Raw genomic sequence first — 16,462 nt, forward strand, 5'->3', positions numbered from 1 at the left:
TAATAATAAGAAAAAATATTCAAAATTTTTTGGATTAAAAATGAATGAGTATTCATTCAATATATTGCGTAAGGGGGATATAAACTTGGTTCGACAAATACGAAAGGCTGCTGTTCTAGGGTCAGGAGTTATGGGATCAGGGATTGCCGCACACCTTGCTAACATTGGCATTCCGACTTTATTATTGGATATTGTACCTCGTGAGCTCACAGAGGATGAAAAGAAAAAGGGTTTGACATTAGATAATGAACAAGTGCGTAACCGCATCAGCCAAACTGCGATTACTAAACTTTTAAAACAGAAACCAGCTCCGCTTTCTGCTAAGGGAAATATTGCATTGATCGAGGCAGGAAACCTGGAAGATGATATAAGTCGCTTAAAGGATGTCGATTGGGTCATTGAAGTGGTCGTTGAAAAACTTGAGGTTAAGCAAAGTGTATTTGCCCAGGTTGATCAGCATCGTAAACCAGGAAGCATCATTTCATCGAATACATCCGGAATCTCAATCGAAGCGATGGCAGAAGGCCGTTCGGAGGATTTTCAAAAGCACTTCCTGGGAACCCACTTCTTCAATCCACCGCGTTATCTTAAATTGTTGGAAATCATCCCTACTAAAGCTACTTCACCAGAAGTGCTCGAATACATGAAACGATTCGGAGAAGATGTACTGGGAAAAGGTGTCGTCGAAGCCAAGGATACGCCAAATTTCATCGCAAACCGCATTGGCACTTATGGTTTATTGGTCACTCTCCGGGAAATGCAAAAAGGCGGATACAGTGTCGGAGAAGTCGACTCGGTTACAGGACCGTTGATCGGAAGGGCAACTAGCGCGACTTTCCGGACACTTGATGTAGTTGGATTGGATACCTTTGCACATGTTGCCAAAAACGTATATGACCAGGTGGATGGGGAAGAAAAAGAAGTTTTCAAAATACCTGATTTCATGAATGAAATGCTTAAGAATGGGTGGCTTGGAAGCAAGTCAGGCCAAGGGTTTTTCCTGAAAAGGGGCAAGGAAATCCTTGAACTGAATCCCGGAACCCTTGAATATGCTGAACGAAAAAAATTAAAAACGCCTTCCATCGAAATGGCTAAACAGGCCAAGGGCTTGGAAAATAAACTGAAAGCGCTTGTTTATAGTGAAGACCGTGCTGGCCAATTGCTTTGGAACGTGCTGAATCCGGTGATTGTATATTCTGCCCAACTGCTTGGTGACATCGCGGATGACATAGTGGCAATCGACCAAGCGATGAAATGGGGCTTCGGCTGGTCCACTGGTCCTTTTGAAACCTGGGATGCGATAGGTGTAGAGAAATCGGTAGCCCGCATGGAAGCGGATGGCCTCACAGTTCCGCAATGGGTGAAGGATATGCTCGCCAAGGGCATCACTTCTTTCTATAAAGAAGAAAATGGCATTGTCCACTATTATGATAATGGTGAATATAAAGAGCTTATCGAAAATCCTAAAGTGATCAATCTTAAAGCAATCAAGAAGCAAAAAGGCGTAATCAAGAAAAACAGCGGTGCAAGCTTGATAGATATCGGCGATGGAGTGGCTCTTCTTGAATTCACTTCACCGAATAATGCAATCGGTCTGGATATCATGCAAATGATCAATGCGGCGGTCGACGAAGCGGAAGCGAATTTTAAAGGCCTGGTCATCGGTAACCAAGGCAAGAATTTCTGTGTTGGCGCTAATATTGCAATGATGTTGATGGAAGCGCAAGATGACAATATTCTCGAACTTGATATGGTCATCAGCCAATTCCAAAAGGCGATGCTTAAAATTAAGTACAGTGCGGTCCCGGTAGTGGTAGCCCCGTTTAATATGACACTTGGCGGTGGTGCTGAAGTATCCCTTCCGGCTGCGCGCATCCAGGCAACGACTGAAACGTATATGGGACTAGTGGAAGCTGGTGTAGGTTTGATCCCAGGCGGCGGCGGTACTAAAGAACTTTATGTGAAGACATTGAGGAATATGCCGAAGGGTGTCGACTTTGATTTACAGAAAGTGGCCAACAAAGTATTTGAAACGGTCGCCATGGCAAAAGTTTCAACCTCTGCTGAGGAAGCACGCGGGGATAATTTCCTTAATTCAACTGATGGAATAAGCGTGAATGCGGATCATCAACTATATGATGCGAAGCAGGCAGTCATCTCCATGTATGAACAAGGTTATACTGCTCCAACCTGCACAAAGATTCCTGTAGTAGGTGAAACGGGTTATGCCACACTGCTATTGGGGGCGGAATCCATGCGCCTTTCAGGATTCTTATCCGATCATGACCTTGTCATAGCCAAAGAGCTTGCATACGTCTTGGCAGGGGGGAAACTCCCATTTGGCACGAAAGTGGATGAACAGTATATCTTGAACCTAGAAAAACAAGCGTTCCTAAAACTGATTTCAACTCCAAAATCACAAGCAAGGATGCAGCACATGCTTGTTAAAGGGAAACCACTCCGTAACTGATAATAGATGAAGATATGGCCAAACGAAGGTTAATAGATTGATAGCTTAAAAATGAGTAAGGGGGATCCTCATGAAAGAAGCGGTAATAGTAGCTGGAGCAAGGACTCCGGTAGGAAGAGCGAAAAAAGGTTCTCTTGCTAATGTACGCCCGGATGATTTAGGGGCTCTTGTTGTAAAGGAAACGTTAAAGCGTGCAGGGAATTATGAAGGCACCATCGATGATCTGATTATCGGTTGTGCGATGCCTGAAGCTGAGCAAGGATTGAACATGGCGCGTAACATTGGAGCATTGGCAGGATTGCCTTATACAGTGCCAGCCATAACCATTAACCGTTACTGTTCAAGCGGATTACAAAGTATCGCTTATGGAGCGGAGAGAATCATGCTTGGCCAAAGTGATACAGTCATTGCAGGCGGAGCGGAATCCATGAGCCTTCTGCCGATGATGGGCCATGTAACACGTCCGAACGCGCAACTTGCGGAAAAAGCCCCGGAATATTATATGGGTATGGGTCATACTGCTGAAGCCGTTGCAAAAAAGTACGAAATTTCCCGAGCCGATCAAGATGCATTTGCTGTACAAAGTCATCAAAGGGCGGCTAAGGCCATTGCAGAAGGAAAGTTTTCGGATGAAATCGTGCCGGTTGACGTAACCCTCCGCTCAGTGGGGCCTGATCTTAAATTAAAGGAAAAATCATTCACATTTGCGGAGGATGAGGGCGTTCGTCCAGGAACGACTGTTGAAGTGCTGAAAAAACTAAGACCTGCATTCTCTGTTACAGGATCCGTAACAGCAGGGAATTCATCACAAACGAGTGATGGAGCAGCCGCGGTCATGGTCATGGATGGGGAAAAGGCATCTTCATTAGGGATGAAACCGATTGGTAAGTTCCGCTCCTTTGCTGTAGCGGGGGTACCACCTGAAATTATGGGCATCGGACCGATTGCAGCCATCCCTAAAGCTTTAAAACTAGCAGGCCTTGAGTTATCCGATATTGGTTTATTTGAATTGAATGAAGCCTTCGCTTCCCAATCCATTCAAATCATTCGTGAGCTGGGATTGAATGAAGAGATTGTCAATGTGAATGGTGGAGCCATTGCCTTGGGCCATCCCCTAGGATGTTCAGGAGCAAAATTGACATTAAGCCTGCTTCATGAAATGAAGCGCAGAAACCAACAATTCGGAGTCGTGACAATGTGTATCGGCGGCGGAATGGGAGCTGCCGGAGTATTTGAATTATTAGCGTGACCCACCCTTTCCAGAAGCTGTCAACATGCTTCCGGCGGGTTTACTATCATTAACATTTAGGAGGAAATAACATGTCGAATCAAACTAAAGATAACCTCATTAAAGGCGGAGCCTTTTTAGTAGAGGATATTACGTATGATCAAGTGTTTACACCTGAAGATTATTCCGATGAGCATAAAATGATTGCCAAAACTTCTGAGGATTTCGTAGTGAATGAAATTCTGCCGCAGGTTGAACATTTAGAGAACCATGAATTTGACCGTTCTGTTAAATTACTGAAGCATGCAGGTGAAATCGGTTTACTTGGTGCTGACGTTCCTGAGGAATACAGCGGATTGGGTCTTGATAAAATCAGTTCGGCATTAATTACAGAAAAAATGGCACTTGCAGGCGGCTTCGGTATTACGCATGGTGCACACGTAGGTATCGGATCTTTGCCAATCGTATTATTCGGGAATGAAGAACAAAAGAAAAAATATCTCCCTTTACTGGCAACGGGAGAGAAAATTGCTGCGTATGCATTGACGGAGCCCAGCTCAGGTTCAGATGCCTTAGGAGCAAAAACGACAGCGAAATTGAATGCAGAAGGAACCCACTATATTTTAAATGGTGAAAAACAATGGATTACGAATGCAGGTTTTGCAGATGTCTTCTGTGTTTACGCTAAAATCGACGGCGAACAATTCTCTGCTTTCATTGTTGAGCGAGATTATAAAGGCGTATCAACTGGTGCTGAAGAGAAGAAAATGGGGATCAAAAGCTCATCTACACGTACATTAATCCTTGAAGACGTTCTTGTACCAGTCGAAAATCTTTTGGGTGTAGCAGGAAAAGGGCATGTCATTGCATTCAATATCCTGAATATTGGCCGGTATAAGTTAGGCGTGGGTGCTGTCGGCGGATCTAAACGTGCCCTTGAGATTACAGCTGCTTATACGAATCAACGCCAACAGTTCAAAACGAAAATTTCCGATTTTAACTTGACGAAAGAAAAACTTGCAACAATGGCGGCAAAAATTTATGCTGCTGAAAGCTCTGTTTACCGTACCGTTGGACTTTATGATCAAAGACAGAGCAAGTTGACGGATGAGCAAGTGAAAGATGGAAAATCAATGGCAGCTGCAATCGCTGAATATGCAATTGAGTGTTCAGTGAATAAATTCTTCGCCTCCGAAGTATTGGATTACGTTACGGATGAAGGTGTACAGCTTCATGGTGGTTATGGTTTCATGCAGGAGTATGAAATTGAAAAAGCATATCGTGATTCCCGTATTAACCGGATCTTTGAAGGTACAAATGAAATCAATCGATTGCTTGTTCCGGGAACTTTCCTGAAAAAAGCACTTAAAGGGGAATTGCCACTTCTTCAAAAGGCACAAAGCCTGCAAGAGGAATTAATGATGATGATGCCGGAAGAGCCTGGCGATGAGCCATTGGCACAAGAAAAAATGCTTGTTAGAAACGCTAAGAAAATCGGTATTTTGGCTAGTGGCCTTGCTGCACAGAAATACGGGAAAAACCTTGATCAAGAACAAGAAATCCTCTCCAACATTGCTGATATAGCTTCCCTTGCCTATGCAGCTGAGTCCGTTGTGTTACGTACGGAAAAAGCAATTGCGTCTACGGGGCTGGAGAAGAACAAACAAAAAGTACTTTATACGGAAATTTTCGTTCAGGAAGCTTTCAATGAAATAGAACAACATGCAAAGGAAACGTTAATTGCGGTTGAAACAGGCGACACACTTCGCATCATGCTTGCTTCCCTTCGCAAGCTGACAAGACACACTCCAATCAATGTCATTGCGAAAAAACGTGAAGCTTCGGTTAAGGTAATCGAAACGGAAAAATATGCGCTATAAGCAATAAATCAGAATCTGTAAAGGGGATGCCCGTAAAGGCATTCCCTTTATTTCCTTTGATGAAATCTCATTGGGAATTCAAAGGATATTTCATTGTATTGCGTGGTGAAAACGGGTATTCTAATGATAGGTGGTGAAACGATGGGCTTAACATTATATTGGTACCCAAAATGCGGCACATGCCGTAATGCGAAAAAGTGGCTGGATAATCATGAACTGCAATATGAAGCAATCCATATAGCGGAAAACCCGCCTTCGCGAACTGAAATCGAACAACTATATAAAATCAGCAATTTAGAGTTGAAGAAGTTTTTCAATACTAGCGGTCAAAAATATCGGGAGCTGGGCTTAAAGGATAAGCTGAAAGAAGCTTCTGATGCAGAGATGCTTGATATATTGTCCACAGATGGCATGCTTCTGAAAAGGCCGATTGTTACGGATGGTACCAAAGTGACGGTAGGCTTCAAAGAAGAGCAATTCAATCAGGTTTGGAACTGAAATTTAACAAAATATTTGGTTAATTCCTTACTAAAACATAAGATCTGCCTTATAATGGAATAGATAAAAAAAGATGTACATATGGAGGGTTAAAATAATGACAACAACACCAAAAGAACTTCGTTACACTAAAGAACATGAATGGGTCAAAACGGAAGATGGAACAGTGCGCATTGGAATTACTGCTTTCGCCCAGTCCGAGCTTGGGGACATCGTATTCGTTGAGCTTCCGGAAATCGGTGATGAACTGAAAGCGAACGAGCCATTTGGAAGTGTGGAATCCGTTAAGACGGTTTCTGAGCTTTATGCTCCAATTAGTGGCAAGGTTGTTGAAGTAAACGAAGATTTAAGTGACAACCCTGAATATGTAAATGAATCTCCTTTTGAAAAAGCATGGATGATCGTGCTTGAACCATCAAATAGCAGTGATATTGAAGATCTGATGAGCGCTGAAGAATATGAAAGTTTGATTAACGGTTAAAATAAAGGAGAGGGGGGCCTGGAAAGGCCTGCTCTCTTTTTCATTTTGTACAATTGCAGTTGCGCACATAATTCGTGAGATGGAGTGATGACATGGAATGGGGCGAGTTCGATAAAGTGATCATTGTAGAAGGCAGTTCCGATAGAAAAAAAGTTGCCTCCGTTTTAAATGAAGATGTGGATATAAGATGTACGAATGGGACCATATCATTAACTAAGCTCGATGAATTAGTGGATGAATTGATGGAACGTGATGTTTATCTCCTGTTTGACGCAGATGAATCAGGAGAAAAGCTGCGGAAGCAATTCCGAAGGGAAATGCCGGAAGCGAACCACCTGTATATTAATAAAATGTACAAAGAAGTGGAAAGCTCACCCGAACATCATATCGCAACTGTGCTTTTATCTGCCAATATGAATGTGAAAATGAAATTTTTAAGTCAAAGGATGAACGATTAATTGATGCAGGAATGGAAAGAAGAAGAGTGTAAGATTGCCGTTGAAAAAGGGGAAACCTTTTGTTTATATTTATATACGCCTTTATGCGGTACCTGTCAGGTGGCTTCCAAGATGCTGACGATATCCATGGAACTTTTCCCGGAATTGAAGGCAGGCAAAATGAATATGAACTATGTCCAAGCAATCGCCGAATCGTATGAAATTGAAAGTGTCCCTTGTTTATTGCTTTTCAAAAAAGGACAGCTGCACAAAAAAATATATGCCTTTCAATCCGTTCCTTATTTGTATGGATTGCTTAAGGAAATCAGCTAAGAAACCAATCAGAACCGGATTGGTTTTTTTATGCTCCCAAATTGAAATCAAAAAAAGAATATTCTAACAATTCATTGACTGATTAATTCTAAAATGCTATATTTTGAATTAAGTAAGTAACGGCTGAATTTAATAGTTCTTATCAAGAGTGGCGGAGGGACTGGCCCGACGAAGCCCGGCAACCGGTATAAATTTATATACGGTGCTAATTCCAGCAGAGTGTTGGCTCTGGAAGATGAGGTGTGTTTTAAAACCTCTTCTTGTGGAAGTGGTTTTTTTGTTTATGAAAGGCCAGGTTTTCATGAAATTCCAACTAAATCCATAGAAAAAGGTGAAATCATATGTCAGAGAAAAAGTTGCGTTTTGAAACATTGAGTGTTCATGGCGGTCTGCAAGCTGATGAAACAGGTGCCCGGGCAGTCCCTATCTACCAAAGCAATGCATACTTGTTCAAAGACACAGACCATGCAGCGAATTTATTTGGTTTAAAGGAGAATGGTTATATATATACACGACTCCATAATCCCACGGTCAGTGTTTTTGAGGAAAGAATGGCCTTATTGGAAGGCGGTATCGGCGGATTGGCAACTGCAAGCGGAATGGCAGCCATCTCACTGTCAATCCTGAATATTGCCGGTGCAGGGGATGAAATTGTTTCAGCCTCTACATTATATGGCGGCACGTATAATCTTTTTGAAAATACTCTTCCTAAATATGGGATTAAGGTGAAGTTCGTTTCACCTGATGACCCAGAAAGTTTCAAAAGGGCAATTACGCCAAGAACAAAAGCCATATTTGCTGAAACGATCGGAAATCCAAGTTTGAGGGTCCTTGATATAGAAGCAGTAGCGGACATCGCCCACGAAGCCGGGATACCTTTAATTATCGATAATACCTTCGCTACACCGTATCTATGCAGACCAATTGATTTTGGGGCGGATATTGTCATCCATTCCGCTACAAAATGGATTTTGGGAAATGGAACGACGTTAGGCGGTGTCATAGTGGATGGAGGGAAGTTCGACTGGAACTCGCCAAACTACCCTGGCTTTACGGAGCCAGACCCAAGCTACGACGGTCTTGTATACGCCGATGCAGTTGGACCTGCTGCTTTTATAACGAAAGCCCGAGTGCAGTTGCTTCGTGATTTAGGTCCTGCGCTAAGTGCCCAAAGTGCATTCCAGTTTACGCTTGGACTTGAAACGCTGCATGTAAGAATGAAAGAGCATCTTTCGAACACCAAGTCTGTTATTCAATATTTGGAAAATCACCCTGCCGTGACTTGGGTTTCACATCCCGGTAAAGAGGATCATCCAGATAAAGCCCTTGCGGACAAATACTTGCCTAAGGGAGCAGGATCTGTTGTGACTTTTGGAATACAGGGTGACCGCGAAGCCGGGGCAAAACTTATCAATTCGGTGGAATTATGGTCCCATGTAGCTAATGTAGGGGATGCTAAGAGTTTAATCATCCACCCTGCCAGTACGACCCACCAACAATTGAATGATGCAGGTCTGGCGAAAGCGGGAGTGCGTGCTGATCAGGTCCGTTTATCCATCGGGATTGAAAATGCAGAGGATTTAATAGAAGATTTAGAGCAGGCAATTGAAAAAGCGACGAATATCGTCTCCCTGACGTCTAAAACGGTTTAAGCAAAAAGTCCAGTTCATTCTTTTACTAGAAATAATATACATTGCACTCCTTTTTTATCTATGATAAAATTTCCCCATACTAAAGAACTTAATGTTGTACAAATATTCTATATATTAGCTCTTATCAAGAGAGGTGGAGGGATGTGCCCGATGAAACCCGGCAACCGACAAGGAGATTCCTTGGAAAGGTGCCAATTCACACAAAGTTTAATTACTTTGGAAGATGAGAGGAAGGCCAGCTTCTTCACCTGCCTTTCTGCTCATGCAGAAAGGTTTTTTCTATTTCATTTGGGAAAACCTTCATGAAAGGAAAAAATGGTATTAAAAACTGACTAATAATGTAGAGAAATCAACTAAGTTCATAGGTTTTATTGGATAAAAGAGGTGAGCATTAATGATTACATTGACGAAAGTAAGTAAGCTTTTCCGAACAGGAAAAGGAAACGGTGAGACTATTAAGGCAGTAAATAATGTGAATGTTGAAATAAATAACGGCGAGATTTTCGGTATTATTGGTTACAGCGGAGCGGGGAAAAGTACTTTGATCAGAATGCTCAATGGATTGGAAACACCTACAGAGGGATCCGTTGTGGTGGCTGGGAAGGAAGTTTCAAAAATTAAAGGGGCTCAGCTCCGTAAGGCACGTCAGGAAATCAGCATGATTTTTCAACATTTCAATCTATTATGGTCCAGGACCGTTCAGGAAAATATATCCTTCCCATTGGAAATTGCAGGAGTTTCAAAACTTGAACGCACCAGGCGTGTGAACGAATTGATCAAGTTAGTCGGATTGGAAGGCAGAGAAAAGGCATATCCTTCGCAATTAAGCGGAGGGCAAAAGCAAAGGGTGGGAATAGCCAGGGCCCTTGCAAATGATCCTAAGGTCCTGCTTTGTGATGAAGCGACTTCTGCCTTAGATCCACAGACTACCGATTCCATACTCGAATTGCTTGTTGACATCAATCAGCGCCTGGGGTTGACGATTGTTCTGATAACACATGAAATGCATGTAATACGTAAAATCTGTCATCGCGTGGCCGTGATGGAAAACGGGCAAGTCGTTGAAGAGGGACCTGTCCTGGATGTATTCAAGAATCCTAAAGAACAAATGACGAAGCGTTTCGTGCAACAGGTAACGGAACCAGAAGAAACGAAAGAAACGATGGACCATTTGCTTGAACGCTTTCCTGCAGGTAAAGTGATTCAATTGACTTTTGTAGGTGATCATGCAGAAAGCCCGTTGATCACCAAGCTCGTACGTAACTTCGAGTTGGATGTCAATATCGTTCAAGGTAAAATATCCCAAACAAGAAGCGGTTCATATGGAACGTTGTTTATCCACCTTGATGGTAATGAGGATGAAATGCTCCGCGCAATAGAATTCATAAAAGCACAGCAGGTAGGCGTGGAGGTGATTACTCATGCTTGAAGAATTATTGCCGAATGTAGATTGGGAATCCATTTTAGAAGCAACGAAAGAAACGCTTTATATGACAAGCATCTCTGTAGTGGCTACCTTCTTTATAGGCATACTATTAGGGCTGATCCTGTTCTTGACAGGGAAAGGGAATATATGGGAAAATCGGGCGGTCAATGCGGTCATTGGTGCTTTCGTTAATATATTCCGTTCCATTCCATTTCTTATTTTGATCGTGCTGCTCATTCCTTTCACTAAAGCGCTTGTCGGTTCCATGATTGGTGAGAATGCAGCATTGCCAGCACTTATTATCGGGGCGGCGCCATTTTATGCGCGTATGGTTGAAATTGGTCTCCGTGAGATCGATAAAGGTGTAATTGAAGCGGCTAAATCCATGGGGGCAAAAACGAGTACGATCATTTGGAAGGTCCTTCTTCCAGAGTCGATGCCGGCCCTTATTTCCGGGATTACGGTAACTTCGATTGCATTGGTCGGCTATACCGCAATGGCCGGGGTCATCGGCGCAGGCGGGCTTGGTAATCTAGCCTATCTAGACGGCTATCAAAGAAGCAACAATGACGTTACGTTAGTAGCGACTATCGTTATTCTGATTATCGTCTTCATTATTCAAATTATTGGAGATGTGATTACATCTAAATTAGACAAAAGATAAAGGGAGATGAATAGGATGAAAAAGTTTTTAGGATTTGCATTAATCCTTGTTTTATCGATTGCTCTGGCAGCTTGTGGAGCCGATAAGGACAAAAGTGGCAGCGATACAGAAAAGGAAACGAAGAAATTAGTTGTAGGGGCATCCAATGTTCCGCATGCTGAGATTCTTGAAAAAGCTAAACCTCTTCTTAAAGAAAAAGGAATAGATTTGAAAATTGAAAAATTCCAGGATTATGTTTTACCGAATAAGGCTTTAAATGATAAGGAATTGGATGCTAACTATTTTCAGCACCTACCTTTCCTTGAGGCGGCCAATAAAGAGAATGGATATCATTTAGTCAACGCGGGCGGAATTCACATCGAGCCTATCGGACTATATTCACAAAAATATAAAAGCATCGCTAAACTTCCGGAAGGGGCAACAATCATTATGAGCAGCTCGGTTGCTGACCACGGACGTGCGTTATCTCTGTTGGAAAAGAATGGCCTGATCAAGTTGAAAGAGGGCATCGATAAAACGACAGCAACAACAAAAGACATCGTTGAAAATAAGAAAAACCTTAAATTTGATGCTAATTATGAAGCAGCTTTACTTCCAAAGATTTATGAGAGTGGCGAAGGGGATGCAGTTCTGATCAACTCTAACTATGCAATCGACGCAGGCTTGAATCCATTGAAGGATTCGATTGCCATTGAAGATTCAAAATCACCATATGTGAACGTTATTGCGGTTAACAAAGGTGATGAAAATAAAGAAGAAATCAAAACTCTGGTAGAAGTATTGCATTCTAAAGAGATTCAAGATTTCATCCTTAAAGAATATGATGGTGCAGTTGTACCGGTTGATAAATGATTCAAGAAATGGCGGCCTGATAAATTCAGGTCGTTTTTCATGTTTAATCCCGAATCTGAAGGGTAAATAATTATTGAAGGAAATAAAATGATACACAAATTTGAAAGGATGGTTCACTATCAATACTCTTGATTTAAATGTAACAAGCGAAATGGAAAAGGCGATGCAGTCTTCACATGGGATTGGCTACAGTGAGTACAGTAGGAACTTAGACCTCCGTATCGAGGTTGAGAAGGAACGAGATAGGGAACATGTAAAGTGCAACAAAATGGTCCTGGATCTTCAACGCAAAATTCACGTCTAAGCATATAAAAGAGTTCTTTAAAAGATCGGTCTGTAGAGGTAAAATGGAAAGTGGTCCGGAAAATAAGGGTTTCCTTATTGGATAAACTTACATAATGCCTGACAGTCCGATTTTTTTCTTTCCAAACCGGAACGTTCATACCTTCCAATCGAATCTGTCGAACATATATTAATAAGAACGAAGGTTTGCCGAATAATAAGATAATTTTAACAAAAGCTAAAATACGGCTGAATATGCTGTAAATATGCCCTATCTGTTAGTATCCTAAGAATAGGACAGGTTTTTACTATGTAATAAGTGGAAACCCCTATCTATATTAGTTGATTCTAAATTGGATTTGTTATAAAATTGGAATGAGAATAAATTGAGAATGCTTTTATGCAAATTATAGTAAAGAAAGTTATCTTTACTTTCTGGTAATAAAATAGGAATTAGTTCACGGAGGTATTATTATGTCAGCTTCTACATTAACGGTTAAAGATCTTCACGTATCAATTGAAGGTAAAGAGATTTTAAAAGGGGTAAACCTTGAAGTTAAAGGTGGAGAAATCCATGCGATCATGGGGCCAAATGGAACTGGTAAATCCACTTTATCATCAGCAATCATGGGTCACCCAAAATATGAAGTGACAAGCGGAAGCATCACATTCGATGGGGAAGACGTATTGGAAATGGAAGTCGACGAGCGCGCTCGTGTAGGTCTATTCCTTGCTATGCAATATCCAAGTGAAATCAGTGGCGTTACAAACGCTGACTTCTTACGTTCTTCCATTAACGCACGCCGTGAAGAAGGCGATGAAATTTCATTGATGAAATTCATCCGTCAAATGGATCAAAAAATGGAATTCCTTGAAATGGATGAAGATATGGCGCAACGCTATTTAAATGAAGGTTTCTCCGGCGGAGAGAAAAAACGTAACGAGATTCTTCAATTAATGATGATTCAACCTAAAATTGCAATTTTAGATGAGATTGATTCAGGGCTTGACATCGATGCACTTAAAGTTGTTTCAAAAGGAATCAACGAAATGCGCGGAGAAGACTTTGGATGCTTGATCATCACTCACTACCAACGTCTATTAAATTACATCACTCCTGATTATGTACACGTAATGATGCAAGGACGTGTCGTAAAATCAGGCGGTCCTGAACTTGCTGCCCGCTTGGAAGCGGAAGGTTATGATTGGATCAAACAAGAATTGGGCATTGAAGACGAAACTGTTGGCGAAGAAGCGTAAGTAGGAGGATTTGCAATGACTACAGAAACGAAATTACCGATTGAACAAGAGGATATAAGCTCTTATTCAACTAAAAATAATGAGCCAGCTTGGCTTTCCGAGCTTCGGATTCAAGCGTTTTCTGAATTTGAAAAGCTCCCGATGCCAAAGCCGGATAAAACGAAAATCGACAAATGGAATTTTACTTCTTTCAAGACCCACGCGGTTGAAAGTGAAGCTTTCGCCTCTAAAGAGGAGCTTCCGGAAGAAATCAAAGCCATCATTGAAGAAAACGGAAACTTATACATTCAACGCAACAATACGCCGGCACATATCAATCTGTCAGCAAATGTGAAAGAACAAGGCGTCATTTTTACGGATATTTTCACAGCGGCACGTGACCATTCCGAGCTTGTGCAAAAGTATTTCATGAAAGACGGCGTTAAAATCGATGAGCATCGTTTAACAGCATTGCATGCTGCATTAGTTAATGGGGGAGCATTCCTTTATGTTCCGAAAAATGTAGAAATCAAAGAGCCGATTCAAGCGGTATTCTTGTTGGATAATCCAGATACTGCACTTTTCAATCATGTATTGATCGTAGCGGAAGATAACAGCTCGGTAACATATGTGGAGAACTATTTCTCAAATGTTGAATCTAACGAAGGCATCGCCAATATCGTAACTGAAGTATTTGCGAATGCGAATGCAAAAGTGGAATACGGAGCGGTCGATACACTTTCAAAAGGCTTTACGACATATGTTAACCGTCGTGGAGTGGCAGGACGTGACGCCCGTATTGAGTGGGCGCTTGGCCTGATGAACGATGGAAATACGATTTCAGATAATACAACATATCTAATGGGCGATGGCTCTCACGGTGATACTAAATCCGTTGTTGTCGGACGCGGGGAACAAAAACAGAACTTTACGACAGCCATTATTCATTTTGGCAAACGCTCTGAGGGCTATATCCTTAAGCACGGTGTCATGAAAGACGCAGCATCCTCTATTTTTAATGGAATTGGGAAAATAGAGTTTGGTGCTACAAAGGCTAATGCCGAACAAGAATCACGCGTACTGATGCTGAGTGAAAAGGCACGCGGTGACGCCAATCCAATCCTCTTGATTGATGAAGATGATGTAACGGCTGGTCATGCTGCTTCCGTCGGCCGTGTTGACCCGCTTCAACTGTATTATTTAATGAGCCGTGGTATTACAAAGAAAGAAGCAGAAAGACTTGTCATTCACGGATTCTTGGCCCCTGTTGTTAACCAGCTTCCTATTGAGGGAGTTAAAAAACAATTAGTAGCGGTCATTGAAAGGAAAGTACAGTAATGAACCCATACGAAATTCGTAAGCTTTTTCCAATATTAGATCAAGAAGTCAATGGTCAGCCATTAGTTTATTTAGATAGTGCTGCAACCTCTCAAAAACCGGCTGCAGTGATTGAAGCGATTGAGCAATATTACCGCGGATACAACTCGAATGTTCACCGCGGGGTGCATACACTAGGAACAAAAGCTACGGATGCGTATGAAGGTGCACGTGAAAAGGTACGTAAGTTCATTAATGCTTCTTCTACAGAAGAAATCATCTTCACTAGAGGTACAACGACTTCTTTAAATACTGTAGCAAGAAGTTACGGTGGTGCAAATATTAAAGCGGGTGACGAAATCGTCATCTCCTACATGGAGCATCATAGTAATATCATTCCGTGGCAGCAGCTTGCCAAAGAAAAAGGCGCTGTACTGAAGTATATTCCGCTTCAGGAGGATTGTACGATTTCCCTTGATGATGTGAGGGCAACAATTACGGACGCAACGAAAATCGTTTCCATCATGCAGGTTTCGAATGTACTTGGTGTTATCAATCCTGTGAAGGAAATCGCGCAAATCGCCCATGAACACGGTGCTATAATGGTAGTCGACGGGGCGCAAAGCACGCCGCACCTAAAAGTGGATGTCCGTGATCTGGATTGTGATTTCTTTGCCTTCTCAGGTCATAAAATGGTCGGCCCAACTGGTATCGGCGCATTATATGGCAAAAAAGAACTTCTGGAAAAAATGGAGCCGATTGAATTCGGCGGTGAGATGATTGATTTTGTAGGTTTGTATGAGTCTACATGGAAAGAACTCCCGTGGAAATTCGAAGGCGGAACCCCTATCATTGCAGGTGCCATCGGTCTTGGGGCTGCGATTGATTTCTTGGAAGAAATCGGCTTGGATAATATTGAACGGCACGAACATAAACTCGCCGCTTATGCGATGGAGAAAATGTCTGCAGTTGAAGGACTGACGATATACGGTCCAAAAGATTCAGAAAAACGTGCGGGTGTAGTAACCTTTAATATTAATGACGTACATCCACATGATGTCGCTACCGTACTTGATGCAGATGGAATTGCTGTCCGTGCCGGTCATCACTGCGCACAGCCATTAATGAAATGGCTTGACGTGTCCTCGACAGCAAGAGCAAGTTTCTATCTCTATAACACGGAAGAAGATATTGATAAGCTTGTGTCCGGGCTTGTTAAAACGAAGGAGTATTTCAGCAATGTCTTTTGATAACTTAGATACACTTTACCGTCAGGTCATTATGGATCATTATAAGAAACCACGTAATAAGGGCATGCTAGAGGATGGCAGCATGACGATTGACATGAACAATCCAACTTGCGGTGATCGGATTCGATTAACGATGAAGATTGAAGATGGAAAAGTCAACGATGTTAAATTCGATGGTGACGGTTGTTCGATATCCATGAGTTCAGCTTCCATGATGACTCAAGCCATTAAGGGCAAAGACGTTGAAACTGCTTTAGCCATGTCCGAGACTTTTTCCTTAATGATTCAGGGAAAAGAATACGATGATGAGATGGACCTTGGGGATATTGAAGCCCTTCAAGGCGTTTCTAAATTCCCTGCCCGAATCAAGTGTGCGACGTTAGCTTGGAAGGCCATGGAAAAGGGATTGAAGGAATAATTAAATTAAAATGAGCTGTTGTAATTCAGCCATTT

The 16,462-nt window shown here is 42.1% G+C and carries 16 protein-coding genes and 2 riboswitches; all 16 genes read left to right on the plus strand.

The window, feature by feature from the left end; translation table 11 throughout:
• Positions 1–40 precede the first annotated feature (40 nt).
• The 16 genes from SB775_RS14970 (at position 41) to sufU (ending at position 16,427) form a co-directional block, all read left to right on the plus strand.
• Positions 41–2,470: a 3-hydroxyacyl-CoA dehydrogenase/enoyl-CoA hydratase family protein gene (locus SB775_RS14970; RefSeq protein WP_410862056.1), complete on the plus strand. Its 2,430-nt coding sequence runs from the start codon at positions 41–43 to the stop codon at positions 2,468–2,470.
• A 70-nt stretch (positions 2,471–2,540) separates the two neighbouring features.
• Positions 2,541–3,719: an acetyl-CoA C-acetyltransferase gene (locus SB775_RS14975; RefSeq protein ID WP_410862057.1), complete on the plus strand. Its 1,179-nt coding sequence runs from the start codon at positions 2,541–2,543 to the stop codon at positions 3,717–3,719.
• 71 nt (positions 3,720–3,790) lie between these two features.
• On the plus strand, positions 3,791–5,578 hold the full coding sequence (locus tag SB775_RS14980) for an acyl-CoA dehydrogenase family protein (protein ID WP_410862058.1): 1,788 nt from the start codon (positions 3,791–3,793) through the stop codon (positions 5,576–5,578).
• A 141-nt stretch (positions 5,579–5,719) separates the two neighbouring features.
• Positions 5,720–6,076: an arsenate reductase family protein gene (locus tag SB775_RS14985; RefSeq protein WP_289336870.1), complete on the plus strand. Its 357-nt coding sequence runs from the start codon at positions 5,720–5,722 to the stop codon at positions 6,074–6,076.
• A 97-nt stretch (positions 6,077–6,173) separates the two neighbouring features.
• Positions 6,174–6,557, plus strand: a complete 384-nt coding sequence (gcvH, locus tag SB775_RS14990) for a glycine cleavage system protein GcvH (RefSeq protein ID WP_061465494.1) — start codon at positions 6,174–6,176, stop codon at positions 6,555–6,557.
• A 92-nt stretch (positions 6,558–6,649) separates the two neighbouring features.
• A complete protein-coding gene (locus tag SB775_RS14995) occupies positions 6,650–7,015 on the plus strand; it encodes a toprim domain-containing protein (RefSeq protein WP_061465493.1) in 366 nt (121 codons plus the stop codon).
• A 3-nt stretch (positions 7,016–7,018) separates the two neighbouring features.
• Positions 7,019–7,327: a thioredoxin family protein gene (locus tag SB775_RS15000; RefSeq protein WP_061466285.1), complete on the plus strand. Its 309-nt coding sequence runs from the start codon at positions 7,019–7,021 to the stop codon at positions 7,325–7,327.
• A 136-nt stretch (positions 7,328–7,463) separates the two neighbouring features.
• Positions 7,464–7,569, plus strand: a riboswitch (SAM riboswitch).
• Between the two features lie 99 nt (positions 7,570–7,668).
• The gene (locus SB775_RS15005; RefSeq protein WP_410862059.1) at positions 7,669–8,979 is read left to right on the plus strand and encodes an O-acetylhomoserine aminocarboxypropyltransferase/cysteine synthase family protein; all 1,311 of its coding nucleotides are present in this window, start codon (positions 7,669–7,671) and stop codon (positions 8,977–8,979) included.
• Positions 8,980–9,097: 118 nt separating this feature from the next.
• Positions 9,098–9,209, plus strand: a riboswitch (SAM riboswitch).
• 164 nt (positions 9,210–9,373) lie between these two features.
• Positions 9,374–10,408, plus strand: coding sequence for a methionine ABC transporter ATP-binding protein (locus SB775_RS15010; protein ID WP_410862060.1), 1,035 nt, complete (start codon positions 9,374–9,376; stop codon positions 10,406–10,408).
• A complete protein-coding gene (locus tag SB775_RS15015) occupies positions 10,401–11,069 on the plus strand; it encodes a methionine ABC transporter permease (protein WP_410862061.1) in 669 nt (222 codons plus the stop codon). Before SB775_RS15010 ends, SB775_RS15015 begins: the two co-directional genes overlap by 8 nt.
• 15 nt (positions 11,070–11,084) lie before the next feature.
• Positions 11,085–11,921 carry a MetQ/NlpA family ABC transporter substrate-binding protein gene (locus SB775_RS15020; RefSeq protein ID WP_410862062.1) on the plus strand — a complete coding sequence of 279 codons (837 nt, stop codon included), beginning with the start codon at positions 11,085–11,087 and terminating at the stop codon, positions 11,919–11,921.
• A 163-nt stretch (positions 11,922–12,084) separates the two neighbouring features.
• A complete protein-coding gene (locus tag SB775_RS34685; protein ID WP_483878241.1) occupies positions 12,085–12,225 on the plus strand; it encodes a YuzK family famiily protein in 141 nt (46 codons plus the stop codon).
• A gap of 452 nt (positions 12,226–12,677) precedes the next feature.
• Complete coding sequence (sufC, locus tag SB775_RS15025; protein ID WP_061465489.1) at positions 12,678–13,463, plus strand: Fe-S cluster assembly ATPase SufC; 786 nt, start codon at positions 12,678–12,680, stop codon at positions 13,461–13,463.
• Between the two features lie 15 nt (positions 13,464–13,478).
• Complete coding sequence (sufD, locus tag SB775_RS15030) at positions 13,479–14,780, plus strand: Fe-S cluster assembly protein SufD (protein WP_410862063.1); 1,302 nt, start codon at positions 13,479–13,481, stop codon at positions 14,778–14,780.
• Positions 14,780–16,009: a cysteine desulfurase gene (locus SB775_RS15035; RefSeq protein WP_061465487.1), complete on the plus strand. Its 1,230-nt coding sequence runs from the start codon at positions 14,780–14,782 to the stop codon at positions 16,007–16,009. The genes sufD and SB775_RS15035 overlap by 1 nt, the downstream gene beginning before the upstream one ends.
• Positions 15,999–16,427, plus strand: coding sequence for a Fe-S cluster assembly sulfur transfer protein SufU (gene sufU, locus SB775_RS15040; RefSeq protein ID WP_061465486.1), 429 nt, complete (start codon positions 15,999–16,001; stop codon positions 16,425–16,427). Before SB775_RS15035 ends, sufU begins: the two co-directional genes overlap by 11 nt.
• Positions 16,428–16,462 lie beyond the last annotated feature (35 nt).

This window comes from Peribacillus sp. SIMBA_075, from assembly GCF_046534585.1.